We start from the raw sequence: 24575 nt of genomic DNA, 5'->3' as shown, positions 1-24575 counted from the left end.
GTAACGTATGAAACCCGAACGGCTCACCGCGTTCACCGACGGCGTCATCGCCGTAATCATCACGGTCATGGTGCTCGAAATAAAGGCACCCCTGGGCGCCTCGTTTCACGACTTATCGGCGCTGGTGCCGCAGATGCTGTGCTACCTGCTCAGCTTCGTATACGTCGCGATCTACTGGGCCAACCATCATCATTTTTTCCAGTTGGTGCAGCGGGTCAACGGCGGAATCATGTGGTCGAATCTCAACCTGCTGTTCTGGCTTTCGTTGGTACCATTTACCACCGCATGGCTCGGCAATCACGATCATGACGCCGTCCCGACCGCGGTCTACGGCGTGTCGCTGTTGGCGTGCGCCATGTCGTGGGTGCTCATGCAGAACGTCGTCGTCGCATCGCAAGGAGACGAGTCGGAGCTTCGAAAGGCCATCGGCGACGACGCGAAGGGTAAGATGGCGCTGGTGCTCTACATCGCGGGCATCTGCTTGGCGTTCATCAACGTGTGGCTGGCCGATGCGATGTATGCGATCGTCGCGATGATGTGGCTCGTTCCCGACCGCCGCATCGCACGCTATCTCGAATCGCGGCGATGAGAAGCGGACAACTTGTGGAGAAGCAGAAGGCGGGGCGATGCTAAATTCCGACGTCGAGCATCGTCCGGTCTACGGCTCGAATGAGAAAGACCAGTTTATCTGTTCGTGCGGCTGGAGCGGCCCGACGCTGGACGTGCAGAACCATTTCGAGCGGGCACAGCATGAGGCCGGCGCGCGCATCCTAACATTCCTGGATCTGATCGACGACGAAACGCGAAGCGATTTTTGGGACACGCTCAATCAGCTCGACGGCCGTGAGGGCTATCTATCGCCCCAGCAGTTCGTGGCGGCGATGCGCAACGTGGGATTCAAGACCCGCCGTATCGAGCCGTAGCGCATCCAAAACGAAGACCCGCGGTTAAGCGGGCCTTCGACGGTTGGGCCGGGGTGTGTCCGGTTACACCAATGTTACTTTGACGTGAACTCTCAGCTTCTTGCCGTTGCTGTCTTCGACTAAGAAATAACCGCTGCCCACCAAAAGCGCGCTGACGGTGAAGAGCGTTTTCTTGTCGCCGCTCGCGGGCGAGATGCCAATTAATCCGTTGGTGTGGTCGGTGACGTTGAACGATCCGGTGTAGCCCGGTTCGTGGAACCGGCACGTTTGGAATCCGAGCACCACGATCTTGATATGCGTTCCGCAGCTCGAAACGATCTGAACTTTATTCTTATCCGGGCTGACCGTAACACCCGCCGGCGTCTGTGCCGCACCCGTGGAAGTGGGCGTGTACTGCGCGCTCGACGGCGATCCACCCGAGCAGCCTGCGGCAGACAATGCGAGAACCGCTAGCGCGAGTACGAAGCGAACTGGGTTCACTCGTTGATTCATGTTGATTCTCCCCAATGTTCCTAGAAATAAGGTAGCAACGTCGGTAGCCCCTAAGGGTCTATTGACGTACTCACGGCTTACCCGAAAATATTGGTCTCAACACGTCAACGGTCCAACCGGTACTATAATTCTGTACCAGTTGGCCCTGTTGGGAATAAATGCGGTGGTGTAGGGGTTTTAGCCTACTCGCAAAGTGTGATTAGTGAGCCGGAGGAGCCGGTTTGGCAAACGAATCTTTGGTAAGTTGGAAATCCATTGTAGTCTGAACCGACGTGTTACCGCGACCCTGCTGGAGGGCCATGTCGTGGATCTTGATTGGAACCTCGAGATCCGGATCGTACGTGAGGCGCGCGTTGTCTTTCCAATTATGAAAGGCGCCGGTCTGCGACGTGATTTCCGAATCTTCCGTAATCGTCAGGGGGTTGGCGTCTGGCGCTCCGATTATCGTGAACGTCGATGCGATCGCGACGTTCTTGTTGGAATAGGCGCGCTTCCATTGATGTTGAGCGTCCACCAAGGTCGCGTCGTAAAAGCCCCGGCCCAAGAACGTCATCAACTCATTCTCCGCGTCGGTGACGTCCAATTGCTCGGGGCAGACTACGCTGCCGTTCGGATATGCCGCGCATAAATAGGGCTGGCTCGGGCGCGGTTGTTCTTGCAGCCATTCCGACACGCGAATCACTAACGCCCCGTCTTTGGCCATGCCCATGACATCCGCATTCAGTACGCCGTTTCTGCCGATGCCGTTCAACGCCGAACGGACGCCGCTGCCGCCGGTTCCAATGTCACCGGTGTGGCCTTCGCCGTTCTGTTGATAGTCGACCGTAAAATTGTACTCCAGCGAGCGCAGCGGCTTCGTGGGAAGTGTGACCGGCGCCGCGCTTCCGGTGTCTGGGGGGGCGGGGGTTTGCGCCGTGAGGCCGGCGATGACAAATGCCAACACCATGGCGGACGGTACGCCGCTCATTCGCACGTGTTATTCTCCTCGTTCCGGCGAACGCCCAGCGGCGCGCGCCTGTAAAACCATATCGTACATCCGTGGATGATCTCCGCGAATGGTGTCCACCCAGTTCTCGAAGCGCGGCACCGGCTCCCCGATGCGAAACAGAAAGTACCATACGTTCATTTCGCCCATAAAAGCGAAGCGGCGCCGGATGTCGGCCGCCAGAGCGTCGTACTCGGTAAACGCGTGGAGATACTCCGGAATTCCCCCGAATTCGCGCTCGATTTCTGCTAGCGCGCGAGCGTTGGCCACGGTCGCCGCTACTTTTCGTCGCATGCGAAGGATACCGGGGGTTCCGAGCACACGTTCGAGGTCGAGATCGTTATACGCGGCGACGCGCCGCAGGTCGAACGACTCGAACGCCAGCCGGTACGCGTCCCAGTTGTCTGCGATCTGCTTCCAGCGCACGCCCGCCTGGAAAACCGCACGCGTGATAACCTCTAGATAGTCGGCCGCACCGGAGGGGTTGACGACCTCCGGAATCTCGGGAACGGACATGCTGCGCCCTTTGCGCCGGAGCGGAAGGACTCATGCCGGAAAGGTCGCAAACCTCGCAGCAGATTAACCGCAAAAGGGGAGACTCGGTTCGTGTACACAGATGAAATGCTCAATTGCGTGGACTGCGGGCGAGAGTTCGCGTTTACCTCAGGCGAGCAGCGCTTTTACGAGCAAAAAGGTTTTCAAAACAAGCCCAATCGCTGCCAAGACTGCCGTCAGGCACGCAAGGCAATGCGTTCTAATAGCCCGGGTGGGGGCGGTGGCGGCGATCGTGCCGGCGGCGGACGTCCGCGCGAGATGTTTACTGCGACATGCAGCCAGTGTGGCGGCGTCGCTGAGGTGCCGTTCAATCCGCGTGGCGACAAGCCCGTGTATTGCCGCGACTGCTTCGCGTCGCGACCGAGCTTCGGCTAAACCGTAACCCCCCGCGGCGTCGCCAGGGAGACGGCGACGAGCACCGCGACGTTGAGGAGAAGGCCGAGGAATCCGGCATTGATACCCCAGGGTGCAATGCCGCACTGCGAGAGAATAAGCGCGAGGATAAGTCCGGCGCTTATTCCTGCTGCCACGCCCCACGCGGTCGCGCGCGGCCACACGAATGCGGCCACCATGCCCGGCATCAGCTGCGTCACCGCGTTGTAATAGATCAACAGCAGCTCGACCAGCGTGCGTTGCTCGGTTAACCAAAAGATCAGCGCCGCCACTGCGATCGCCGCGACCGAGATGCGCGTGGCCCGCACGCGCGCAGCATCGGCCGTCGCGATGGCGAACGCGCCGAGCACGTCTTTGGCGAACGTTCCCGCCGCGCCGAGTAAGATGGCGCTGGCCGGAACCAGTGCCGCCAATGCGCCTGCACCGACGACACATCCCAACACCCACGGTGGATAATAGTGCGCGACGACCAGCACGAACGACTGGTCGACCCGCGCGCCGGTTAAACCCGGCACCAGCACGATTGCAGTCAAGCCGGCAAACAACACCAGCAGCAACAGCAACTGATAGATGGGAAGCAGGGCGGCATTGCGTCGCAACGCCTCTCCGGAGCGAGCGCTATAGACCGCGTTCATCGTGTGCGGTCCCATGAAGAATCCGATCGACGTGAGAAGAACCGTCGTCACGTACCATATGCCGCCGTGCGGCGCCGTCAAAGGTGGGAGCGTCAGCAGATGCGGATGCGCCGCCAGCACCCGGTCGATCGCCCCTGCCGGCGAGCCGAAAAACCGAATTGGAATAGCGATGCCCGCGAACGCGACCGCCGCCAAGACCAGCGTGTCTTTGATCAAACTCGCCCATGCCGTGCCGCGCAAACCGGCCGTAAACACGAATCCGGCAATTAGCAGAAACGCCACGCACGCGGCTGCGATGCCGTCGATGCGTCCGTAGCCGGCGAGGTGCAGCAACGTTTGCAAACCGCTCAGCTGCAGCGTAACGTAGGGAACGATCGTGATGAACTGCATTGCCGCGACGCCGACTCCCAGCGCGCGGCTCGAATAGCGGTCGGCGAAAAAGTCCGCCCCGGTCAGCAGGTTGCGGTCTTTAGCGACCTGCCAAATCGCCGGGAGTAAAAAATATCCGATGACGAAGCCGCACGTGCCGTACGCTAAGATGTAGTAGGCTGGAGCGCCGAGGCTATACGTCCAGCCGGCCATTCCCAGAAACGTGAAGCTGGTGTAGATCTCACCCGCCATCAGCACCCATAGGAATGCGGTCCCGAACGAACGTCCGCCGACCAGATACTGCTGCGGGTCCATGCGGAAACGCCGCACGCTTACCAGAGCAAAAGCGATGGTCGCGAGCACTATGAAGGCGACGATCGATAGCGAGATTACCAATGCCGTTCGATCCGTCCGAGCGTCCACAAGAACGCCGGTGTCACCACAACCCACCAGGCAATCCACGCCAACACGAATGGCAAACCGAGCACCCGTGGCTCGACGTGGTTAACGAATGGCACCGCGACCGACAGCGCGGCGATCGGAATCCCCGCCAGTAGGATGCGAAGTAGACGGTTTATTATAATGCCGCTATCGGTCGAACATGTCGCGGATGCTGGTCGCGCGTTCGTCTGTCGCACGCAGAGTTCCGAGATTCCAGTTGACTTCGATAAATTTCAAGATGCTACCGTACTCGTATTGCGTGCGCGAAATGTAGCCGTGTTTGACGGCCGGCGATATCACCAACAATGGGACGCGAAAGCCGAGTCCCATTGGGTCGAGGATGGCTGGAGGGACGTTGTCGTAGAACGAGCCGTTGCCAAAATCATCCCATACGACGACGATCGCCAGATGCTGCCAATAGCGGCTTTTCTGCGCGTGCTCGACGATGCGTTGCACCCACTTGGGTCCGCCGCCGTTACCCGGATAGTCCGAATCTCGAACGGGCGAGAGGACGAACGACACCGGCCGCAGTGCACCAGAGTCGAGATCGTTGAGAACGTTCGATGCGGGCGAGCTCGTGTCGGCGGTCCAGTCCGGGCCTTCGCGTACGGCCTTCATCGCCTCGAAGGGGTCGAACGGCAATGAGCTCGTCGGCCGGTCGGTATAGACGTTCCATCCGACCCCGGCCTTGTCGAGCAAGTCCGCGATGGTCGGAAACTGCGTGAAACACGGAAATGGTCCGCCAAGTTCGATTTTTCCGTTTTTCAGAATGGGCGTTGTCGTACCGGCCGGGGCGTCGCAACCCCACGGTTCTTTGCTCGGCGCTCCGGCCGCATACGTATTGGCTTGTAACTTGGTTGTTCCGGCGACCAGGTAGATCGAGTCGACGAACGATTCGTATCGCGTCGATGCAAACATGTGGTCTGCCAAAGCATACCGCTTCGCGAGGTCCCAATACGGTTTGACCTCGTTGCGGACGATGCGAGTGTATGGGCACGTAGGATCTTTTGCATCGACCAAATCCCACCCGTTCATCTGGCCTTTATTATAGACGGTATCGAAGTAGTTCGAAAATTCGCCGTCACCGCACGATGGCACGCTCTCCAGGCGGATGGGTCGTAACGAGACGCGTTTTCCATTGTGCTCGAGGCCATACATCGGCGCATCGGCGCCGCGAAAACCCGCGAACACATTGTCGAAACTTCGATGCTGCTGAACGATAACGATAACGTTTTGAATCGCTTGCGCCGCTTGCGGTTTAACAACGTGCGCGGAAGAGGACGATAGCAGCGGCACCGACTCACTGGATGGCGCGCCGCACCCGCTTACGAGCGCGGTGGCAATGCCGAGTCCGAAAGCCACTCGAAGCATGCGCGAACGAATCATCATGGCGCTCCTCAGGTCAATAGCGAAACGTAGGCCGACGGATTCGCTGCCACAGCGCGGGTCCCCGGCCCACCGGCTAGATGAGAAGGTTTGCACCGGGTCGTATCCCGGCTGCATGACCACCTACGATGCGGTGATCGTCGGCGCGGGACATAACGGCTTGGTTTGCGCCGCCTTATTGGCCAAAGCTGGCCGTTCGGTATTGGTGTTAGAGGCGCGCGATGTCATCGGCGGGACCGCCGTCAGCGACGCATCGGTCTGGCCGGGATACACCGTGTCGGCGGCGTCCTACGTGTGCAGTCTGTTCGACCCATGGCTGGTCGACGAACTGGATCTGCGAGCGCACGGCTTCGAATTCTATCGTAAGGATCCGTACGCGTTCACGCCGCTCGAAGACGGCCGTTCTCTGCTGTTCGGAACCGACGCCGCATCTAACGCTCGCGAAATAGCGAAGTTCGACTCGGGCGATATCGCCGGATTCGAAGCCTACGGAGAGCGCGTCGAGCGCGCCGGGCGGGCGCTGTTCGATTCGTTCTCGGACGCCGAACCGCGTTTCGACCGGTTCGACGACGATACGCAGGCGCTATTGCGCGGCTCGGCCGCCGAACTCGTCGAACGCTACGTTCGGACGCCGGTCATTCAAGCCGAACTCGTGAATGATGGATTGATCGGCACCAACCTTGGCCCGCGCGATCCCGGTACCGGCTACGTGCTCGCGCACCATCTTGCGGGCCGAATCCTCGGCGTCCAGGGCGCATGGGCCTACGTACGGGGTGGTATGGGCAGCATCACGCGCGCGCTGGCCGACGTCGCGCGCAATCACGGCGCCGAAATCCGAATCGAATCCAATGTCGAACGCATCGTCACCTATGACGATGGCGCGGTCGCCGTCGCACTCGATGACGGCACCGAGTTCGGCGCCCGCACGATCGCCAGCAACGCGCATCCGCACACAACGTTTCTCGAGATGGTCGACCCGTCGGCCCTGGAGGCGCAGTTCGTCGCCAAAGTGCTCGATTGGAAGACCACCGGGCCATCCTTGAAACTGAACCTAGCGCTGGGCGAACTTCCGAATTTCACCGCGCGTCCGGGCGCCGACCCCCAGCCGCATCATCGCGCGACGATCCACGTTGCCCCGTCGATCGACTACCTCCAGCGCGCGTTTCAAGACGGAGCGCGTGAAGGTGCGAGCGTCTCGCCGTTAATAGAGTGTTTCTTGCAAACACCGACCGACCCGTCGCTGGCGCCGCCCGGCAAACACATTTTGTCGATTTTTGCCCAGTATTTTCCGTACGACCGCGCCGATGGTTGGACGCACGCCAAGCGCGAAGAAGCCGCCGACCGGATCGTTGCGATCCTGGGCCGCCTCGCACCCAATCTGCCGAACGCGATCGAAGCGCGTCAACTCCTCGCGCCGCCCGATCTCGAAGCACGCTTCGGATTGACCGGCGGACACATCTTTCACGGAGAACTCGTGCCAGGACAAATTTACGAACATCGTTTCGCCACGCGCACGCCGGTGCGCAACCTGTATCTGTGCGGCTCGGGCGCGCACCCTGGTGGCTGCGTCAGCGGCTTTCCCGGCAAGCGTGCGGCGATTGCAATACTCGAGGATTTAGCGAAAGCAGAAAACGGAGCGGCAGCATGATCGGCAAGAGCGAATTCGTCGACCAATCGGTACAGCAGTACATCCTCGAAACGACGGTTCGAGAACACCCGATCTTGGCCGAACTGCGCCGTGAAACCGACAATCTACCCAATGCGGTAATGGAGATCGGCGCCGATCAGGGCGCCTTCATGCAGCTGCTGGCGAGGGCGATCGGCGCGAAACGCTATCTCGAAATCGGCGTCTTTACCGGTTATAGTTCGCTGGCCGTCGCGTTGGCATTACCCGACGACGGTCGCGTGGTCGCGTGCGATGTGAGCGAGGAGTACACCGCGGTCGCGCGCCGCTATTGGCAGAAGGCCGGCGTCGCCGAAAAGATCGACTTACATATCGGGCCGGCGCTTGAGACGCTGCGCGAACTATTAGCCGACGGTGTCGAGCCCTTCGACATGGCGTTCATCGATGCGGATAAAGTCAACACCGACGCCTACTACGAACTGGCATTGGAAGCCCTGCGCCCCGGCGGTTTGATTCTGGTCGACAACGCGCTGCAGAGCGGCGACGTCGCCGATCTTTCGCAGAACGGCACCGGGACGGTGGCGATGCGCGCGCTCAACGCCAAGGCCGCGGTCGACCGGCGGGTCGACGTGTCGCTCATCACCCTCTGCGACGGCGTGCTCATCGCGCGCAAGCACTAACCGCGGATGCGGATCAACTGCGTCGGGGGCGGACCGGCCGGCCTGTACTTTTCGATTCTGGCCAAGCGCCGGTTTCCGGATTGGGACATCCGCGTCATCGAACGCAATCGCCCGCTCGACACGTTCGGCTGGGGCGTCGTGTTCTCGGACGCGACGCTCGGCAATCTGCGCGCCGCCGACGAGCCGACGCATCGCGCCATCACCGAAGCGTTCGCGCACTGGGACGACATCGACGTTCACTTCGCCGGACGGACGATCGCCTCGGGCGGCCACGGATTCTGTGGGATCTCGCGTAAAGAGCTGCTCGGAATTTTACAACGCCGCGCGGCCGAAGTCGGGGTCGACCTGCACTTCGAAATCGACGTCGCCGACGTTTCGGCCTATCGCGACTGCGATCTGCTGATCGCTGCCGACGGCATCAACAGCCGCATCCGCAATACCTACGCGTCGACCTTTCAGCCCAACCTCGACACGCGCTTATGCCGCTTCGTGTGGCTCGGCACGACGTTGCCGCTCGACGCCTTCACGTTCATTTTCGAAAAGACCGAACACGGCTGGTTCACCGTTCACGCCTACCGCTTCGACCGCGATCTTAGCACGTTCATCGTGGAATGTCGCGAAGAGACGTGGCTGGCGCACGGTCTCGACAAGTTCGATTCCGCCGAGACCGTCGCGTTCTGCGAAGAGTTGTTCGCCCGGTACCTCCACGGTCACAAACTGATGACCAATAGCGCGCACCTGCGCGGACGCGATTGGCTCAACTTTACACGTGTCGGCAACGAGCACTGGATTCACGAGAACGTCGTGCTGATGGGCGACGCCGCCCACACGGCGCATTTTTCGGTCGGTTCCGGTACCAAACTCGCGATGGAGGATGCGATCGGCCTCGCCGATTCTTTGCAGACCGCAAATGGTCGTTTGGAAGACGCGCTTCGCGCCTACGAGGACGTTCGTAAGCTCGAAGTTCTGAAATTACAGAATGCGGCGCGTAACTCGACCGAGTGGTTCGAAAACGTGGCCCGCTACGCTGCTTTGCCACCCGAGCAATTCGCCTATAGCCTGCTGACGCGCAGCCAACGAATCGGTCACGAAAACCTGCGCCTGCGCGATACAACGTATGTCGAGGGTGTCGAGCGTTGGTTCGCAGGCGGAGCCTCCATACCGCCGATGTTCGCGCCGCTGCTCTTGCGTGGGCTCGCACTACGCAACCGCGTTGTCGTTTCGCCGATGGATATGTACAGCGCGGTCGACGGTATGCCCAACGAATTCCACATGGTCCATTTGGGCTCGCGCGCGCTGGGCGGCGCAGGTCTGCTATTTACCGAAATGACCTGCGTCACACGCGATGGCCGCATCTCGCCCGGCTGCGCCGGCATGTACCTCGACGAACACCTTGGCGCGTGGAAGCGGATCGTCGATTTCGTGCATCACTTTTCGAACGCAAAGATCTGCATGCAGCTAGGGCATTCGGGGCCGAAAGGCTCGACCAAGCTGATGTGGGAGGGTATGGATCAACCGCTCGCGGACGATGAGAACTGGCCACTCGTTGCGCCGTCGGCGATTCCGTACGCACCGGTCAATCAGGTGCCGCGCGAATTGACCCGGGCGGAGATGGATGCAATTCGCGACGCCTTCGTACGATCGACCGAGATGGCCGAACGCGCCGGCTTCGACATGATCGAACTGCACTGCGCGCACGGCTACCTGTTGTCGTCGTTTATCACGCCGTTGCAAAACCAACGAACCGACGACTATGGTGGTTCGCTCGAAAATCGCCTGCGATATCCGCTCGAAGTCTTTACCGCGGTGCGCGCGGCGTGGCCGGCAGACAAACCGATCTCCGTGCGCATCTCGGCGACCGATTGGGTTGCGGGCGGAATTTCCGGCGAGGACTCGGTAGAAATCGCGCGCGCGTTCAAGCTCGCCGGCGCCGATCTCATCGACGTTTCGACCGGGCAGACATCGCCGGATGCCAAACCCGTCTACGGACGGATGTTCCAAACGCCCTACGCCGATCGCATTCGCAACGAAATCGGCATCGCGACGATGGCCGTCGGTAACGTCACCGAACCGGATCAGGTCAACGCAATCCTAGCCGCCGGACGCGCCGATTTGGTCGCGCTCGGACGCCCGCATCTGGCCGATCCGTTCTGGACGTTACACGCCGCCGCGCAACTCGGATATGCCGAGGCCGATTGGCCGGTGCAATACGTTCCCGGAAAACAGCAACTCGAGCGGCTAATCGAACGCGCGGCCGAGCAGGCCGCCGCCAATGTCGTCTGATTCGCGGACGCTCGCAGGCCGTCACGCGATCGTCACCGGTGGTGCGCGCGGTATCGGCGCGGGCATCGTTGCTGCATTGCGCTCGCATGGCGCGCACGTCAGCATCGTGTCGCGTACGCCACCCGACGGCGACACTACCGATTGGCACCAAGCCGACGTTACCGACGCCGGCGGAATCGAAGATGCGTTGCATCGTTGTCGCGAGCGCTACGGTCCGGTCGCAATCCTTGTGAACAACGCGGGCGTCGCGGAGTCGGCCTCGCTGACGCGCACCGGCGACGATCTGTGGCGACGGTCGATCGCGGTCAATCTGGACGGAACGTTTTATTGTTCGCGCGCGGTCGCACCGGAAATGGTCGCGGCGGGTTGGGCGCGGATCGTCAACGTCGCCAGCACCGCCGGCTTGCAAGGTTCGGCGTACTTGGCCGCCTACTGCGCGAGCAAGCACGGCGTGATCGGACTGACGCGTGCGATTGCCGCCGAGTACGCCGGTACCGGCGTCACGTGCAACGCGATTTGTCCGGGCTACACCGATACCGACATGCTCGACCGCGCCGTCGACAACGTCGTACGCTATACCGGTGCCGCGGTCGCAGACGCGCGCGAGCGGCTAGCTCGCGATAATCCCGAGGGACGTATCGCGTCGGTCGAAGAGGTGGCCTCTGCGGTCCTAGGGCTGATCGAGGGCAACCGCACCGGCGTCGCCCTCGTCATTCCGGGTTCTACAGAGGCGTAATTAGCCTAAAGGGTCTGCGATCGCGCCGGCGCCGGTGGGACTATTTTCCGATACCTGTCGTGACGAAACGCCGCCGACGAGCCCGCTCGCCTCGTGCTAGCATCGATCGAAGCCACGCTACGATCGGGGAACACTATGAAGGCCGCTCGACCAACGAATGTCGCGCTCTGTATGAGCGCGGTTGCAATACTCTTGTCCGGTTGCGCACAGTCCGCGCAGACGATCGGCGTTCCGGCGACGGGATTGCCGTCCGCGCAGGCAGACGCGATGGGCCGGCCCCTTCGCGATCTGCATAATTTTAGCGGCGCTACGGACGGCAGTGTGGCGACGTCGGGGGTAATACAACAATCCGGCAAGCTGTACGGCGTAGCGTCGCAAGGTGGAAGCGGTTCGTCGGGAGTCGTCTACGAATCGACGACGGGCGGTAAGTTGCGCGTTCTGTATGCGTTTCCGGCAAATGGTGCCGCTGCGTTTCCCGACGGCGGCCTGCTCTCGCGGCACGGAAAATTGTACGGCACGACCGCCTATTTGGACGGCTCGGTGTATTCGGTTACACCCGACGGTGCGTTCGCAATCGTGCATCAGTTCGGAGGCGCGGATGGTGCGACGCCTCAGGGCGGATTAATCGACGTTCACGGGACGATCTACGGAACGGCGACATCCGGCGGCGCGCACGGAAGCGGGGTGGTGTTTGCGATCGACCCATCCGGCACAGAACGAACGGTCTATGACTTCGGAGCGACCGCCAACGATGCTTCGTCTCCGGCATCGCGTCTTACATGGTGGAACGGAAAGTTGTACGGAACGACCACCACCGGCGGCGCGTACGGCGGGGGCACGGTGTATTCCCTGACGCTCACCGGAAGTGAAGCGATTTTGTACAGTTTCGGAAACGGAACGGATGGCAAGAATCCGTTCTGCTCAGGTGTGACGCCGTTCCACGGCAAGCTTTTTGGCACGACGAGTGGTGGCGGAACGCACGCCGAGGGCGTCGTGTTCGCGATCTCCCCATCCGGCAGTGGCGGAACGATCTATAATTTCGGTCAACAAAGCAACGATGGTGCCGCTCCCATGAGTGGAGTGATCGCGTACCACGGAGCGCTGTATGGACCGGCCTACCAAGGCGGAAGAAACAATGAGGGAGCGATCTTTCGGATCACAGCGTCGGGCGCGGAAAAGACGCTGTACAGCTTCCGGGGCATCAGCGACGGTAGCGAACCGTTCGGTAGACTCTTAGCGATCGGCGTCCAACTGTATGGCACGGCTCCGGCCGGCGGCAGCAACGGCGACGGCACCTTGTATCGCTTTACACCGTAGCGCTAGTTTCAAGTCCGGCATAAACTATTTGCAATCTTGCGAGGGCGGCTGCGTCGGCTTGGGATCCGGCGCGTTCGTGAGTGCGCTAGCGTGCGCGATGTCGTTGACGCCGAATCCCGCCGAATTCGCAATTGGGGAGGGTGACGGCGCGGGTGGCGGCGTTGGATCGCCGTTACCGAGGATGGTCGTCCAATTTGCGAACGGCGTTCCCAATAGCGTTTGGATATAACACGAACCGTCGCCCACGATCCATTCATACAACGCGTCACCGCTGGTACCGTGCGGCACGTACAATCCGACGTTGCTCTCTTCGATCCAGCCGCCGTTTTCGGTCGTCCCCGTTACCTCGTCGTACAAGTCGTAACAGATGCCGTCGAGCGGCCCCAGCCAGGCGTTGCCTTTTTCCGGACATGTCGTAACGACGCGCGCCGCTACTGCGACGACGCCGCCGTTCGGCGCGTTCGGATCCCCACGTAGCGTGACGCCGCATACCGAGCCGTCATGTCGCCCGCCTTGCGGTGTTGCGAGCGCCAACCCATCCGGTCCGGGACGACGGTTGTCCGGAGTCCAGCCGCCGCGTTGCAGCGACCCATTTGTCAAACACAAACTCTGCGCTGCCAAAACATCGAATGCGCCCGGCGACTCCGGCTCGCGGATCCACGCGCTGCCGTCGTAACATCCATTGCCGTCGAGGGAGACCAGCCCGGACAACCACGGTGGCGGGCTCGAAAGATCGTGGAATTCCGCGCCCGAGTATGGCCGCGCCACACAATGCGCGCCCTGCACGAGCGACGACCCGTAAGCTGCAAACTCGATCGCGGGCGGCCAAAGTTCTACCGCTCGCGCGACTCCGAGGATGGCACCGAACGGCACGCCTTCGCCTTCGCGCGAACCCGGATATTGATCGAAGAAGATACCGCTGCATTGCAGTGGCGACGGCGGAGTCGCAGAAAGGTGCAACACGATCGTCGCGGTCGCCGGCTGTTTCGAGGGTATTTGCGGCGTGTTGCCAGGCTGCGTTTCGATGCGAAGGTAGTTTGCGCACAACGGATCGAGGTACGCTTGCGGTTGCAACGGCTGAGCATCGTAGGTTTTGCTCGCGCCGACGCGTACGCTCGCACCGCGTTGCGCCAACGCCCCGCGCGGAAACTGCAGCGCAGGTTGCGTGGCGTGTGCGTACGATTTCCCGGCGTAGGTTGCCGTCAGCCAACCCATCACATCGACGCTCGTGGAAGCGCCTTGCCCGAAGTCGTCGGTGACGGTCGCGCGACACGTTCCGGCCGCGCTGGGCTCGAGCGGAAACGCTGCCGGCGCGTCGTTGGTGCCCTGCCCGAACGAGTTCGGATACGAATACGGCGTGTTGGGCGGTGGTGACGGCGTAGCGATGCCCTCTTTCTCTTCGTACGGCGGCGAATATGGGGACGGCAATACGTCGGGAAACGTCGCCACCCCGTTGCCGCAACGAAAACCATCGGTCGTCGCAAACCAATGGGTGTAGCCCCATTCGCTGGCGTCGAAGGTTTGCTCGCGAACGGTAGGCCAGAAATACGTTAGCGACGTCGGCACGACGATCGGTACGTTGGGCGTAGGCGATGGGTTTGGGAGCGGAGCGGTCGCGATCCAGACGGTGCAGGCGAGATGTCGCGTGAGCGCTGCGCGTCCCGGCGAAAAGAAGCGCAATGTAAAACCGGTCGCGGGACATTCCGGCTCGCGCTCGATCGTCGCGAACGTCACATGCGCGCCGTCGACCTTCGGATAGTGAGCGCGCCCGCTGACATGATCGGATGCGCCAAGAAAGAGCGCAAACGGCGGTTTGCCCAAACCAGCCTCGGTAACGCTGAACGTTGAATCGACCGGCATCACGTTGTCGGCCACCACCGCGCTTTGGCCGTTCGGACGTCCGGCGTATACCCGCAACGTAAAGCCGCCCTTGTCACCGGCTCGCGGTAGAAATGCGAGGGTCGCGCCGTTCCCTTGCGTCTGTGCGATTCCGCGAGCCGCAGCGAAGGCGGCATCGAAATCATTCGCCGCTTGCCACGCGGCCGCCGGACGCTGCGCCAGCGACCAAACGACGACGCCGGCCAGCACTGCGATAATAGCAACCGCGACGACGGTTTCGAGCAGTGTGAAGCCGGCTTGAGCGTTGCGCGCCACACTGTACGGAGTACCCTCACAACGCTACGGCTGCTGCTTCGTGCTATATCGCTACGGTCACGCTCCGTACCAGCGTAAGCTCGGCCAAATAACCGAAAGCGGCGCGATCGGGTCGCGGCAAATATAGATCGGCGACGGCCCTTCGACGATCCAGCGATACGGCTCGTCTGAAGTGCGCACTAAACGAACGTCGCGATAAAAACGTCGTAACAAATCGATGCGCGACGCCCCGACCGCCACTAAAACGCTCCCGCCGTAGCCGCGCGTGCCCCACAGATAGTATGAGTTCTGACTCGAAATCGCCGGCGGCAACCCAAACCCCGGCCCGAAAAAGTCCAGCGCTCCGGCATCGGCATACGTATCGGCATACACGGCGGCGCGCGCACGGTCTGCTGCAGGAAGCGATCGATAGACCGAAGCGACGTCGGACGCCAGTCGATGCCAGCCAAACTCTTCCGCAAACACCGGCTGAATCAGATGCGCCGCACTACCGCCAGTTCCGGTCAAAGCGAAGGCTTGCGTATACAGAACGAGTCCGCCGGCCGGCAACACCGGCAACGACAACGGCATCGCGACGATCCCGACGACCGCGACCGCGCCGAGCAGCGTTACCCGCCAACCTGCCGCCAAACGTTCGATCGCCACCGCGCCGATCGCCAGCAGCGTCGCATAGAAACCGATGATATAGTAGCCTTTTGCCGAGAGCGCTACGGCCACGACGAAGGTCAAACAATATGCGACCGGCACGAAACGTATGTCGCGCAACGAGCGAATGCGGAACGGCGCGGCGATTCCGGCTAGCCATACCAACGCCGCCGGCGGGTTCGTGTAGACGAGTTGTTCGACGGCGAACGACCACGCATTGCGGAGCACGTCCGCCGATTCCAAAAATAAGCCGGTAGCGAGCGCCGGTCGATGCAAAGCGTCCTCGCGCACGACATCGACGAACGGCCAGCCGTGTCCGGCTTGCCACAAAAGATTCGGCGCAATCGCGACCAGGCACAGCGCTCCGGATAACAGAGCCAACGGCGTCCGCAATCGCTGCCGTTCGGGAAAAAACAACACCGAGACCAACATCGCTGCGACCGGCAGCCCAATCGAGTATTTGCCGTACGCTCCGAATGCGACCGCACCGGCCGCCGCGATCCACCATCGCGCTCCGCCGCCGCGCACGATGCGAATCGCACAGTAGAGCGCCAAGGTCCAAGACAACGGCTCGAGCGACGTCGTCGTCAACACGTTGCCGAGCAAGAGGTACGCCGGCGTGAGTATCGTAGCGACCGCGGCCAGCGCGCGGGCGAAACGTCCGCCGCCCAGTTCTGCGACGATTGCGACGGCCATCGCCGCCGTCAATGCGGCTGCAAGCGCGGGAAACGCACGCAATGCGAACAGCGAGTAGCTTGCCGGCCCGGATAGCCATGCGGCGACTGCAACGAGCGGCGGCTGATCGACGTACCCCCATGCCAAATGCTTCGCGCAGGCGATGAAGTACAGTTCGTCGCGAAAATACCCGTATCGCCCGGACGTCGAACCGTGCAGCACTAACGCCGCGGCTGCTGCAACCGCGGCGATTAGGCTGCCCGGCGCGCTCGAACCAGTAGACTCAGTGCGTATCCGCAGACGCCCGACCAAATCCACGCCCCCAGCGCGACGTTCCAATCCCACCACACGCCGTCGGTCGCCAGGGTCGTCAATACATAAACGCCGATGTACGTTACCGGCACCAACACTGCGAAGCGGGTGAAGGCCGCCGGCCGTTCCGGCCGGGGATGCCAACGCGCGACGGCAAGATCGGCCAATCCACCGGCGACGAGCGACTGCAACACCGTCGTCGCCAAGAGCCACGTGTGGTTGGTGAACGCAGCCGCGGCGGGTGCGTTGCCGAGAACGAACATCGCGGTGATCCAGCCCGGACCGGTGCGAACGCGCGACACCAGCCATAATGCAAAACCGGCCACGATCGTGCTTTGCGCGATGACGATGAGCACGCCGACCGACACTTTATAGTAACCGATCCCGAGCGCCGTCAGGTACGTTGGCGCGAACGGAACGATCGGCGGCGGTGCGTTGGTTCGACCGGCTGCCGGATCGAACGCGTAGGCCGTCCCGAAATGCACCAGCACCAGCCAGGTCGCCAAACCGATGACCAGCGGAAACTGCCGAGCGTAATCGCGCGCGTGGCGCCGGTCGGCGAGGACGCTGCGGATCGGGCCGGAAGAAACGAAGAAGATGCTCAACCCAATGAGCTGATGCGTCGGGCTCAGCAAGGCATCGACGCCCTCCTCGAGGCCGAGCAGCGAGTGCCAGATCATGTCGCCCAATCCAGCGATAAAGAAAAACGGAATTCCAATAGCGGCCAAGCGATATGCGCGCGGCAGTGATTCGGACCAGGCATATCCGGCTCGATGATTGCGGACGGCGAAGGTCGCCATTACGGTTACTACCGCAACCATTCCTAAATAAAACGTGGCGTGATATGGAGTAAAGAACGTTTCGATCGGAACGTGACCGTGCGCCCACGCATCGACAAAAAAGCCGTAGGCAATCCAAAGACAGCACACCGCGACTGCGTAATCGAAGACCACGCTGCGGGGTACCGCCTGGCGCTGCATCCGTAAGCCGTTACGCGCGCGGGCGGGGGCGACCTTTGAAGGAAATGGACGGCCGGTTCGTAGACCTTGCCGGTAATGGCCGTTGCTTGGAGCGCCCGTTGGTCGATCGTCGCCGTCGCGCTCGGCGTCGCCCTGCTGCAAGGTTGCGTTTCGCGCATGCCGTCCGTACCGCCGGGCGTGCAAATCGGCGGAACACCGACACTACCCGCGCCGAACGTGCTACCCGACCGAGCACCTCCGCGTCTCACCAAAATGTATTTTTCGACGCTCGACGTCCGCCGCGGCACGCGCTGGTCCGGTGCATTCGTCGGCGGCACGAACGTCGCCAGCGTGGAGGTTCGTACGAACTTATTTTCTATCGACGTCCCGCGCGTCGGTTTCGGCCGCTTTGCGTTCGCGGTCGACGTTCTCGACGTCGCACCGATCTTTATTCGGCCGTATGCGTTGCGCGTCATCGCCCACAACAGCGCCGGCGACAGTTTCGAACGCGATCTCCCGCTAGTGATTCGCTGATGCAGACCAGACTCGACGTTGCGGTCGAACATGGCGTCGCGACGCTCACGCTCAACGGTCCCGAGCGCAAGAACCCGCTCACCTTCGATCTCTATCGCGAACTGTTGGCGCGATTTACAGACTTCGCGACCGACGAAACCGTCCACGCGATCGTGCTCGCCGGAGCGGGCGGCAACTTTTGCTCGGGTGGCGACGTACGCGACATCATCGGACCGCTCACCACCCAATCCCCGCAAGAATTGCTCGAGTTCACGCAGCTTACCGGCGATGTCGTCAAAGCCATGCGAGCCTGTCCGCAGCCGATCGTTGCCGCGGTCGACGGCGTGTGCGTCGGCGCGGGCGCGATTCTGGCGATGGCGTCGGACATGCGATTCGGTACCGAGCGGTCGCGCGTCGCATTCCTGTTCGTGCGCGTCGGGTTGGCCGGCTGCGATATGGGCGCGTGCGCGATCTTGCCGCGCATCGTCGGTCTCGGCCGCGCGTCAGAACTGCTGTATACCGGCAGGACGCTGGGCGGAGCCGAGGCCGCTGCTTGGGGTTTTTACAACGAACTGTGCGAACCCGGCGACGTCCTCCAGCGAGCCGTGACGCTGGCCCGCAGCATCGCTGCCGGCCCGACCTTCGCGCACGGCGTCACCAAACACATGTTGTTGGAAGAGTGGTCGATGCCGCTGAACGATGCAATCGATTCCGAAGCTCGTGCGCAGGCGCGCTGCATGGAAACGGCGGATTTTCGCGAGGCATACGACGCGTTTATCGAAAAGCGAGCGCCGGAGTGGAAAGGCCGATGAGCGCCGGGCGTTACGACTGGCCCTTTTTCGGCGACGAACATCGTGCCTTCGCCGAACGCGTTGCAGCCTTCGCACGAGACGTCGAAATCGAAGACGACGAAGCGCGCCCGGCTGAAACGTGCACGGCCTGGGTTCGCGCGCTGGGTGCGGCCGGATTGCTGCGCTGCTGCGTGCCGAATGATGGTAAATCCGTCGACGTCCGTACGTTGTGTGTCGCGCGCGAGCATCTCGGCTATCGTTCCGCGTTGGGCGATTTTGCGTTCGCAATGCAGGGCCTCGGCATCGGACCCGTTTCGTTGTTCGGAAATGCCGAGCAGCGCGCGCGCTATCTCGGCCGCGTCGCGACTGGAGAACTGATTCCAGCGTTCGCGCTTTCCGAACGTGAGGCTGGATCCGACGTTGCAGCCCTACAAACGGTCGCGGTCCGTGATGGTGACGGGTACGCGATCGACGGCGAAAAAATGTGGATTTCAAACGCTGGACTGGCCGGCGTGTACCTGGTCTTCGCGCGCACCGGCGGTCCGGGTGCCAGGGGCCTATCCGCCTTCGCGGTCGATGCCGAAACGCCGGGCGTCGAACCGGGCGAACCGATTGAGACGATCGCGCCGCATCCGTTGGCTGCGGTGTCGTTTCGTGGCGTTCGCGTTCCCGAACGTGCGCGGATCGGCGCCGAAGGCGACGGATTCAAAATAGCCATGGCGACCCTCGACGTTTTTCGCAGTACGGTTGGTGCGGCCGCCGTCGGTATGGCGCGCCGCGCCTTCGACGAGAGCGTCGTTCACGCACGCGAACGTAAGTTGTTCGGGGCGCCGTTGGGGGCATTGCAACTCACGCAGTCGTCGCTGGCGCACATGGCGACCGAACTCGATGCCGCATCGCTGTTGATCTACCGTGCTGCCTGGACAAAGGACAACGGCGCGGCGCGCATCACCCGAGAGGCCGCGATGGCCAAATGGTTCGCGACCGAAGCCGCCTCGCGCATTTGCGACCGCGCCGTCCAACTCTTCGGAGGGTTAGGTGTGACGCGCGGTTCGATCGTCGAGCGCTTGTATCGCGACGTGCGCGCCTTGCGCATTTACGAAGGCGCCAGTGAAGTGCAGCAGCTGGTCATCGCACGCAGCGTGCTCGAAGCCTAAGATGCGGGTGACCGCCCACGTCGATACGTTTGCCGAGGATCGCCTGCCGCCGCGCGAAATGATGCCGGAGCAGCGCTTCGACCTTCCGGAGATGCGCTATCCCGAGCGCCTGAATTGCGTTGACGCGTTACTCGACAGCCACGTTGCCGCTGGACGCGGCGATCGCCGTTGCGTGGTTTCGCCTGCTGGAACGTGGACGTACACCGAGTTGTTGTCCACGGTGAACCGAATCGCGAATGTGCTGGTCGACGATTTCGGCCTCGTTCCCGGCAATCGCGTGCTGCTTCGCGCGCCCAATACACCGATGCTCGCGGCCTGCTGGTTCGCCGTTTTGAAAGCCGGCGGCGTCGTGCTAACGACCATGCCGCTCTATCGAAGCACCGAGCTGCGCGTGATGATCGATACGGCCCACGTCAAACTAGCGTTGTGCGATCGGCGCCTGCAAGACGAGCTCGTGACCGCAGCCGAAGGCATCGACGATCTCACGATTGCATTTTTCGGCGGCCCGGATGAAGAGGTCGAAATGCTCATGCGGCGCGCCTCGGATCGTTTCGACAACGTCGAAACTGCCGCCGAAGACGTCGCGTTGATCGCGTTTACATCGGGAACCACCGGCAAGCCGAAGGCCGCGATGCACTTTCATCGCGACATCCTTGCGACGTGCGATTCCTATGGCGCACACGTCTTGCAGCCCGATGCGAACGACCTGTTTTGCGGAAGCGCTCCAATGGCGTTTACGTTCGGGCTGGGCGGACATCTGTTGTTTCCGTTATATGCCGGCGCCGCCACGTTATTGATAGAAAAGGCCGGCGCTACCGAGTTATTGGACGCGATCGAAACGTACGGCGTCACGACGTTGTTCACCGCGCCGATCGCCTACCGCGCGATGACCGCACATGCGCCGCAGCGCAATCTTTCGTCTTTACGACGCTGCGTCTCGGCCGGCGAGACCCTTCCCAAGCCCGTGTGGGAAGCATGGCATGCGGCGACCGGAATTCGCATCCTCGACGGGATCGGAAGCACCGAAATGCTGCACATCTTTGTCGGGTCGCCCGCGCCGGAAGTTCGAGCCGGTTGCACCGGACGCGCCGTGCCCGGCTACGTAGCCGAAGTGCACGACGATGATGGCAACCGCGTTCCAAATGGCACCGTCGGACGGCTCGCCGTCAAAGGCCCGACCGGCTGTAAATATCTGGCCGACGAGCGCCAAAGCACCTACGTTCGAAACGGCTGGAACTACCCGGGCGACGCCTATCGCATGGATGACGAGGGATATTTGTGGTACGTCGCGCGCACCGACGACATGATCGTTTCGGCCGGCTACAATATTTCCGGACCGGAAGTCGAACAAGCACTCCTGGCTCACGACGGCGTAAAAGAAGTCGCCGTCGTCGGTAAACGCGACGAAGTGAAGGAGACGCAGCTCGTAAAGGCCTTCGTCGTGTTGGCTGATCCCGCGGAAGCCTCGCCGGACAAAGCGGACGAGCTGCGCGCCTTTTGCATCGCCCGCATAGCGCCGTTCAAAGCGCCGCGCGAGATCGAGTTCGTCAGCGAACTCCCGCGCACCGAAACTGGAAAGGTCCAGCGCTACAAACTGCGCGACCGCTGATCGATCGCGATGCTGAAACAGCAATATGTCGAGGTTCGGAGCAGCAAGTCAACCGGCAGCACAGCGCGCATCCCCGTGCTCGAAGGGAGGCTTCTCCAAGAGATTCTCGCCGTTGAGCCATCGCGCGACGGCGAGCTGGTGTATCGACCCTGCTGTGTCGAAGTTGAAAGCGGGCAACTCATCGATCGCGTGTACTTCGCTGAGGCGTTTAGTTGGCACAAACATTGGGGCGTCTGGCCCTTAGATGACCCTTGCAAGAGCTTGTTCTCGATATCACGCGTTAAGCGTATTTTTTCATCGCCCTCACGATTGCCGGCGCTACTTGCCAATAAGCTGTATCGCGGCGGCGAGACCTCGATGGGCGGAACATCGTTCGCGCTGATCTTGCGCGACGGGCGGCGAATTCCGGTGCTCACTGGGAACGCTGTGGACTTCCCGGAATATCCTCCCGAAGTCAAGCCCAGCGATATCGTCGATGTTATACACGGATATAACGAGATATCCGCGTCGCGAATTGGAACCGCGAATTATTGCTGGTGTTTGTATACCACGCGATCCTAGGAAAATAGACCCCGCCGCCCATGTTTAGCATTGTCGGGAATTCGGACTAGACTACGTCCACCAGTTCACGTTTTGGTAACGCGTTTTTCGGCTCGAAACGCGAGTGATCGTCGCGCTCGTCCCTAATTCTCGGCAAGTGAGACCTGACGGCGAACCGTTTGGAGTCAAAACCGACGCAAAAACGGTTAAGTTTGCGTAATAGTTATGTGAGCGAGTGGACTAGACGTAGTTCGAATTCCCTACAGTCCGAAATCGGGGTGTCACGCAGCGCCGCCGCGTTAGGGCAGCACCGCCGTCGCCTCGATCTCAACTCGAGCGCCTTCCTCCAGCAGTGCCGCAACCTGCACCAGCGTCATCGCCGGATAGTTCGAACCAATAATCTCGCGGTAGCCAGCACCCAACGCCTGCGTCGCCTCGCGATACTCAGCGCAATCGACCACATACCATGTCAGCCGCATCAGATGCTCGGGCCCGCCCCCGGCCGCGCGAACGATCGCAACGACGTTACGCAGCGCCTGCAGCGCCTGTTCGAGAAATGCCGGACCAACCAGCTCGTTCCGTTCGTTCCAGCCGATCTGGCCGGAAATCGCCAAAACGCGACCCGAAGCCACGACGCCCTGCGCGTAGCCACTCGGGCGCGGCCAACCTTCGGGTAAAACCAAATCGCTCACGTGTAATCTCCTGCGGTCGTGCGGTCTATCCCGGCGTGCGTCCCCATTCCACGCAAAACCAAGGTTACAGCTGCGCTCACCAACAGATTGACCGTCAGCGCGTACAATGCGATAAATCCGGTCACCGAGTGCCCAAACACCACAACGGTAAAATTCGAGCTAAAGCCGGCGGCATACGCCATCGCGCAGCTCGAGGCGATTCCGCAGGCCCATCCGGCCAGCAGCGCGCGCGGCTCGAACCAGCGCGTCCACAGCCCCAAAACGAAGGACGGGAAGATCTGCAACATCACCGATCCGCCCAACAACTGAAAGTCGATCGCATACGGCACGGGAAGGAAGAAGATCAGCAGCAAGCCACAAGCGCACATCGCCAACGTTAACCGACGCGCGATCAGCGTCTCCACCGGATTGCGCTCCGGCGAGAACTCGCGGAAGACGTTGCTCGCAAACAAATTGGCCGCACCGATGCACATGATCGCGGCCGGCACGAGCGCTCCGATCGCGATCGCAGCGAAGGCCACGCCCGCGAACCAATCCGGAAAGAATCGCGCGAACAGCAAAGGCACGACGCTGCTCGTCTGCGAGGGCTTAACGTGAATGCCGGCCGCGATCGCGCAATATCCGAGCAACGCGAGCAGCCCCAACAACAACGAATAAATCGGCAGCAGTGCCATATTCCGCCGGATCACTTCCTGGCTTTTGGCCGCCAACACGCTGGTGATCGAATGCGGATAGATGAACAACGACAAGGCCGAACCAAATGCCATCGTCGCGTAGGTAAAATACTGCGACGGCGCCAGAAAGATCGATCCCGGTTTCGGCCTCGATGCTAACACGGATGCAGAGACCGCAAAGATGTGCGACCAACCACCCAACCGCGAAGGAATCACAACGATCGCCGCAATCACGGTCACATAAATCAACGTGTCTTTCACGAACGCGATCAGCGCCGGCGCGCGTAAGCCGCTTGTATATGTGTACGCAGCCAATAGCGCAAAAGCTACCGTCAGCGCGGGCAAGCCGTGGTACGCCGCAAATACGCCGCCCAGTTGCTCGAAAGCCGCTCGCATGCCGATCAACTGCAAGGCGATGTACGGCATTGCGGCCACCACCCCGGTGAGCGCCACCGCAACCTCCAGCGGGCGATAGCCGAAACGGTCGCGCACGAAATCGGCGCTCGTCACATAGCCGCGCGACCGCGCTATGCCCCAAAAACGTACCAGCACGACGAGCGCAATCGGGTACGCAACCGTAGCATACGGCACCGCAAAAAACCCCAATGCTCCCACGCCATATACCAGCGCAGGAACGGCGATGAACGTGTACGCGGTATACAGGTCGCCGCCGAGCAGAAACCACGACACGATCGTGCCGAACCTGCGTCCGCCCAGCGCCCATTCATCGAGACTCTGCAGATTAGGCGAACCCCAGCGCGCCGCTACGAACCCGAGCACCGTGACCACGGCCGCTAGGCCGAGCATCACAAAAGCAGCGCTAGACATGACTAAGCAACGCTACACATCTCGGCTGCGAGTCACGAATGCCACCACGCCCAACAGCAGCGACGTAATCACAACCCACGACAGCTGATACCAGTAAAAGAACGGCAGCCCGAACAGCACCGGACTCGGATGGTTATACAAAAAGGGCAGCAGCGTGCCCACGAACGGTAACAGCAGCAGCGCATACCACGCGCGCGCGCTTCGCAT

General features: G+C 61.6%; 25 protein-coding genes. 13 read left to right on the top strand and 12 right to left on the bottom strand.

Annotated elements, in window-relative coordinates; all coding sequences use genetic code 11:
- Positions 1–7 precede the first annotated feature (7 nt).
- Both VGF98_00425 and VGF98_00420 read left to right on the top strand, forming a co-directional pair.
- Positions 8–589 (top strand): TMEM175 family protein, encoded by a 582-nt coding sequence (locus VGF98_00425; protein HEY1680091.1) that lies wholly within the window; start codon positions 8–10, stop codon positions 587–589.
- A gap of 37 nt (positions 590–626) precedes the next feature.
- On the top strand, positions 627–923 hold the full coding sequence (locus tag VGF98_00420) for a hypothetical protein (protein ID HEY1680090.1): 297 nt from the start codon (positions 627–629) through the stop codon (positions 921–923).
- Positions 924–986: 63 nt separating this feature from the next.
- Here the strand turns inward: VGF98_00420 and VGF98_00415 are convergent, their stop codons facing one another.
- The 3 genes from VGF98_00415 to VGF98_00405 all read right to left on the bottom strand — a co-directional run bounded on the left by VGF98_00415 (position 987) and on the right by VGF98_00405 (position 2916).
- Complete coding sequence (locus VGF98_00415) at positions 987–1415, bottom strand: hypothetical protein (protein HEY1680089.1); 429 nt, start codon at positions 1413–1415, stop codon at positions 987–989.
- Positions 1416–1614: 199 nt separating this feature from the next.
- A complete protein-coding gene (locus tag VGF98_00410) occupies positions 1615–2382 on the bottom strand; it encodes a hypothetical protein (protein ID HEY1680088.1) in 768 nt (255 codons plus the stop codon).
- A 9-nt stretch (positions 2383–2391) separates the two neighbouring features.
- Positions 2392–2916, bottom strand: a complete 525-nt coding sequence (locus VGF98_00405; protein ID HEY1680087.1) for a DNA-3-methyladenine glycosylase I — start codon at positions 2914–2916, stop codon at positions 2392–2394.
- A 231-nt stretch (positions 2917–3147) separates the two neighbouring features.
- On the opposite strand from VGF98_00405, the gene VGF98_00400 reads away from it, so the two are divergent.
- Positions 3148–3330, top strand: a complete 183-nt coding sequence (locus VGF98_00400) for a CxxC-x17-CxxC domain-containing protein (protein ID HEY1680086.1) — start codon at positions 3148–3150, stop codon at positions 3328–3330.
- Here VGF98_00400 and VGF98_00395 read toward each other — a convergent pair.
- The 3 genes from VGF98_00395 to VGF98_00385 form a co-directional block, all read right to left on the bottom strand.
- Complete coding sequence (locus VGF98_00395; GenBank protein ID HEY1680085.1) at positions 3327–4748, bottom strand: sodium:solute symporter family protein; 1422 nt, start codon at positions 4746–4748, stop codon at positions 3327–3329. The two genes, VGF98_00400 and VGF98_00395, sit on opposite strands and share 4 nt — an antisense overlap.
- Positions 4742–4870, bottom strand: a complete 129-nt coding sequence (locus VGF98_00390; protein HEY1680084.1) for a DUF3311 domain-containing protein — start codon at positions 4868–4870, stop codon at positions 4742–4744. Before VGF98_00390 ends, VGF98_00395 begins: the two co-directional genes overlap by 7 nt.
- 70 nt (positions 4871–4940) lie before the next feature.
- A complete protein-coding gene (locus VGF98_00385) occupies positions 4941–6182 on the bottom strand; it encodes an alkaline phosphatase family protein (GenBank protein ID HEY1680083.1) in 1242 nt (413 codons plus the stop codon).
- Between the two features lie 112 nt (positions 6183–6294).
- On the opposite strand from VGF98_00385, the gene VGF98_00380 reads away from it, so the two are divergent.
- From VGF98_00380 to VGF98_00360, 5 genes are all read left to right on the top strand, one after another.
- Entirely contained in the window at positions 6295–7827 is a 1533-nt protein-coding gene (locus VGF98_00380) for an NAD(P)/FAD-dependent oxidoreductase (GenBank protein HEY1680082.1), read from the top strand.
- Positions 7824–8483 (top strand): class I SAM-dependent methyltransferase, encoded by a 660-nt coding sequence (locus tag VGF98_00375; GenBank protein ID HEY1680081.1) that lies wholly within the window; start codon positions 7824–7826, stop codon positions 8481–8483. Before VGF98_00380 ends, VGF98_00375 begins: the two co-directional genes overlap by 4 nt.
- Before the next feature lie 6 nt (positions 8484–8489).
- Positions 8490–10766 (top strand): bifunctional salicylyl-CoA 5-hydroxylase/oxidoreductase, encoded by a 2277-nt coding sequence (locus VGF98_00370; GenBank protein HEY1680080.1) that lies wholly within the window; start codon positions 8490–8492, stop codon positions 10764–10766.
- A complete protein-coding gene (locus VGF98_00365; protein HEY1680079.1) occupies positions 10756–11502 on the top strand; it encodes an SDR family oxidoreductase in 747 nt (248 codons plus the stop codon). Before VGF98_00370 ends, VGF98_00365 begins: the two co-directional genes overlap by 11 nt.
- Positions 11503–11673: 171 nt before the next feature.
- Positions 11674–12819, top strand: a complete 1146-nt coding sequence (locus VGF98_00360) for a choice-of-anchor tandem repeat GloVer-containing protein (protein HEY1680078.1) — start codon at positions 11674–11676, stop codon at positions 12817–12819.
- Positions 12820–12843: 24 nt separating this feature from the next.
- On the opposite strand, the gene VGF98_00355 is transcribed toward VGF98_00360, so the two are convergent.
- Genes VGF98_00355 through VGF98_00345 form a run of 3 tightly spaced genes read right to left on the bottom strand, consistent with a single transcriptional unit; the run spans position 12844 to position 17585 of the window.
- Entirely contained in the window at positions 12844–14973 is a 2130-nt protein-coding gene (locus VGF98_00355) for a type II secretion system protein (GenBank protein ID HEY1680077.1), read from the bottom strand.
- Between the two features lie 57 nt (positions 14974–15030).
- Positions 15031–16611 (bottom strand): glycosyltransferase family 39 protein, encoded by a 1581-nt coding sequence (locus tag VGF98_00350; GenBank protein HEY1680076.1) that lies wholly within the window; start codon positions 16609–16611, stop codon positions 15031–15033.
- Positions 16545–17585 carry a hypothetical protein gene (locus tag VGF98_00345; protein HEY1680075.1) on the bottom strand — a complete coding sequence of 347 codons (1041 nt, stop codon included), beginning with the start codon at positions 17583–17585 and terminating at the stop codon, positions 16545–16547. The genes VGF98_00350 and VGF98_00345 overlap by 67 nt, the downstream gene beginning before the upstream one ends.
- A 75-nt stretch (positions 17586–17660) precedes the next feature.
- On the opposite strand from VGF98_00345, the gene VGF98_00340 reads away from it, so the two are divergent.
- From VGF98_00340 to VGF98_00320, 5 genes are read left to right on the top strand one after another with little or no spacing between them, the layout of a single operon-like run.
- On the top strand, positions 17661–18098 hold the full coding sequence (locus VGF98_00340) for a hypothetical protein (protein HEY1680074.1): 438 nt from the start codon (positions 17661–17663) through the stop codon (positions 18096–18098).
- On the top strand, positions 18098–18889 hold the full coding sequence (locus VGF98_00335) for an enoyl-CoA hydratase family protein (protein HEY1680073.1): 792 nt from the start codon (positions 18098–18100) through the stop codon (positions 18887–18889). Before VGF98_00340 ends, VGF98_00335 begins: the two co-directional genes overlap by 1 nt.
- A complete protein-coding gene (locus VGF98_00330) occupies positions 18886–20025 on the top strand; it encodes an acyl-CoA dehydrogenase family protein (protein HEY1680072.1) in 1140 nt (379 codons plus the stop codon). The genes VGF98_00335 and VGF98_00330 overlap by 4 nt, the downstream gene beginning before the upstream one ends.
- Positions 20026–20032: 7 nt before the next feature.
- The gene (locus VGF98_00325) at positions 20033–21634 is read left to right on the top strand and encodes an AMP-binding protein (protein ID HEY1680071.1); all 1602 of its coding nucleotides are present in this window, start codon (positions 20033–20035) and stop codon (positions 21632–21634) included.
- Positions 21635–21643: 9 nt separating this feature from the next.
- Entirely contained in the window at positions 21644–22195 is a 552-nt protein-coding gene (locus tag VGF98_00320) for a hypothetical protein (GenBank protein ID HEY1680070.1), read from the top strand.
- Positions 22196–22473: 278 nt separating this feature from the next.
- On the opposite strand, the gene VGF98_00315 is transcribed toward VGF98_00320, so the two are convergent.
- Genes VGF98_00315 through VGF98_00305 form a run of 3 tightly spaced genes read right to left on the bottom strand, consistent with a single transcriptional unit; the run spans position 22474 to position 24575 of the window.
- Positions 22474–22866 carry a RidA family protein gene (locus VGF98_00315; GenBank protein HEY1680069.1) on the bottom strand — a complete coding sequence of 131 codons (393 nt, stop codon included), beginning with the start codon at positions 22864–22866 and terminating at the stop codon, positions 22474–22476.
- Positions 22863–24368, bottom strand: a complete 1506-nt coding sequence (locus VGF98_00310) for a sodium:solute symporter (GenBank protein HEY1680068.1) — start codon at positions 24366–24368, stop codon at positions 22863–22865. The genes VGF98_00315 and VGF98_00310 overlap by 4 nt, the downstream gene beginning before the upstream one ends.
- A gap of 12 nt (positions 24369–24380) precedes the next feature.
- Positions 24381–24575: a DUF3311 domain-containing protein gene (locus tag VGF98_00305; protein HEY1680067.1), complete on the bottom strand. Its 195-nt coding sequence runs from the start codon at positions 24573–24575 to the stop codon at positions 24381–24383.

This window comes from Candidatus Tumulicola sp. (assembly GCA_036490475.1).
In the GTDB taxonomy this organism is placed as follows: Bacteria; Vulcanimicrobiota; Vulcanimicrobiia; order Vulcanimicrobiales; family Vulcanimicrobiaceae; genus Tumulicola.
The sequence above is the reverse complement of the archived record's forward strand: the minus strand, read 5'-3'. Positions and strand labels throughout refer to the sequence as shown.

Excerpts from the sequence above, each read along its gene's own strand:
- VGF98_00425 (HEY1680091.1), top strand. The coding sequence starts at position 8 with ATGAAACCCGAACGGCTCACCGCGTTCACCGACGGCGTCATCGCCGTA.
- VGF98_00420 (HEY1680090.1), top strand. The coding sequence starts at position 627 with ATGCTAAATTCCGACGTCGAGCATCGTCCGGTCTACGGCTCGAATGAG.
- VGF98_00415 (HEY1680089.1), bottom strand. The coding sequence starts at position 1,415 with ATGAATCAACGAGTGAACCCAGTTCGCTTCGTACTCGCGCTAGCGGTT.
- VGF98_00410 (HEY1680088.1), bottom strand. The coding sequence starts at position 2,382 with ATGAGCGGCGTACCGTCCGCCATGGTGTTGGCATTTGTCATCGCCGGC.
- VGF98_00405 (HEY1680087.1), bottom strand. The coding sequence starts at position 2,916 with ATGTCCGTTCCCGAGATTCCGGAGGTCGTCAACCCCTCCGGTGCGGCC.
- VGF98_00400 (HEY1680086.1), top strand. The coding sequence starts at position 3,148 with ATGCGTTCTAATAGCCCGGGTGGGGGCGGTGGCGGCGATCGTGCCGGC.
- VGF98_00385 (HEY1680083.1), bottom strand. The coding sequence starts at position 6,182 with ATGATGATTCGTTCGCGCATGCTTCGAGTGGCTTTCGGACTCGGCATT.
- VGF98_00380 (HEY1680082.1), top strand. The coding sequence starts at position 6,295 with ATGACCACCTACGATGCGGTGATCGTCGGCGCGGGACATAACGGCTTG.
- VGF98_00375 (HEY1680081.1), top strand. The coding sequence starts at position 7,824 with ATGATCGGCAAGAGCGAATTCGTCGACCAATCGGTACAGCAGTACATC.
- VGF98_00370 (HEY1680080.1), top strand. The coding sequence starts at position 8,490 with ATGCGGATCAACTGCGTCGGGGGCGGACCGGCCGGCCTGTACTTTTCG.
- VGF98_00365 (HEY1680079.1), top strand. The coding sequence starts at position 10,756 with ATGTCGTCTGATTCGCGGACGCTCGCAGGCCGTCACGCGATCGTCACC.
- VGF98_00360 (HEY1680078.1), top strand. The coding sequence starts at position 11,674 with ATGAGCGCGGTTGCAATACTCTTGTCCGGTTGCGCACAGTCCGCGCAG.
- VGF98_00345 (HEY1680075.1), bottom strand. The coding sequence starts at position 17,585 with ATGCAGCGCCAGGCGGTACCCCGCAGCGTGGTCTTCGATTACGCAGTC.
- VGF98_00340 (HEY1680074.1), top strand. The coding sequence starts at position 17,661 with ATGGCCGTTGCTTGGAGCGCCCGTTGGTCGATCGTCGCCGTCGCGCTC.
- VGF98_00335 (HEY1680073.1), top strand. The coding sequence starts at position 18,098 with ATGCAGACCAGACTCGACGTTGCGGTCGAACATGGCGTCGCGACGCTC.
- VGF98_00330 (HEY1680072.1), top strand. The coding sequence starts at position 18,886 with ATGAGCGCCGGGCGTTACGACTGGCCCTTTTTCGGCGACGAACATCGT.
- VGF98_00320 (HEY1680070.1), top strand. The coding sequence starts at position 21,644 with ATGCTGAAACAGCAATATGTCGAGGTTCGGAGCAGCAAGTCAACCGGC.
- VGF98_00310 (HEY1680068.1), bottom strand. The coding sequence starts at position 24,368 with ATGTCTAGCGCTGCTTTTGTGATGCTCGGCCTAGCGGCCGTGGTCACG.
- VGF98_00305 (HEY1680067.1), bottom strand. The coding sequence starts at position 24,575 with ATGCGAAGCGCGCGCGCGTGGTATGCGCTGCTGCTGTTACCGTTCGTG.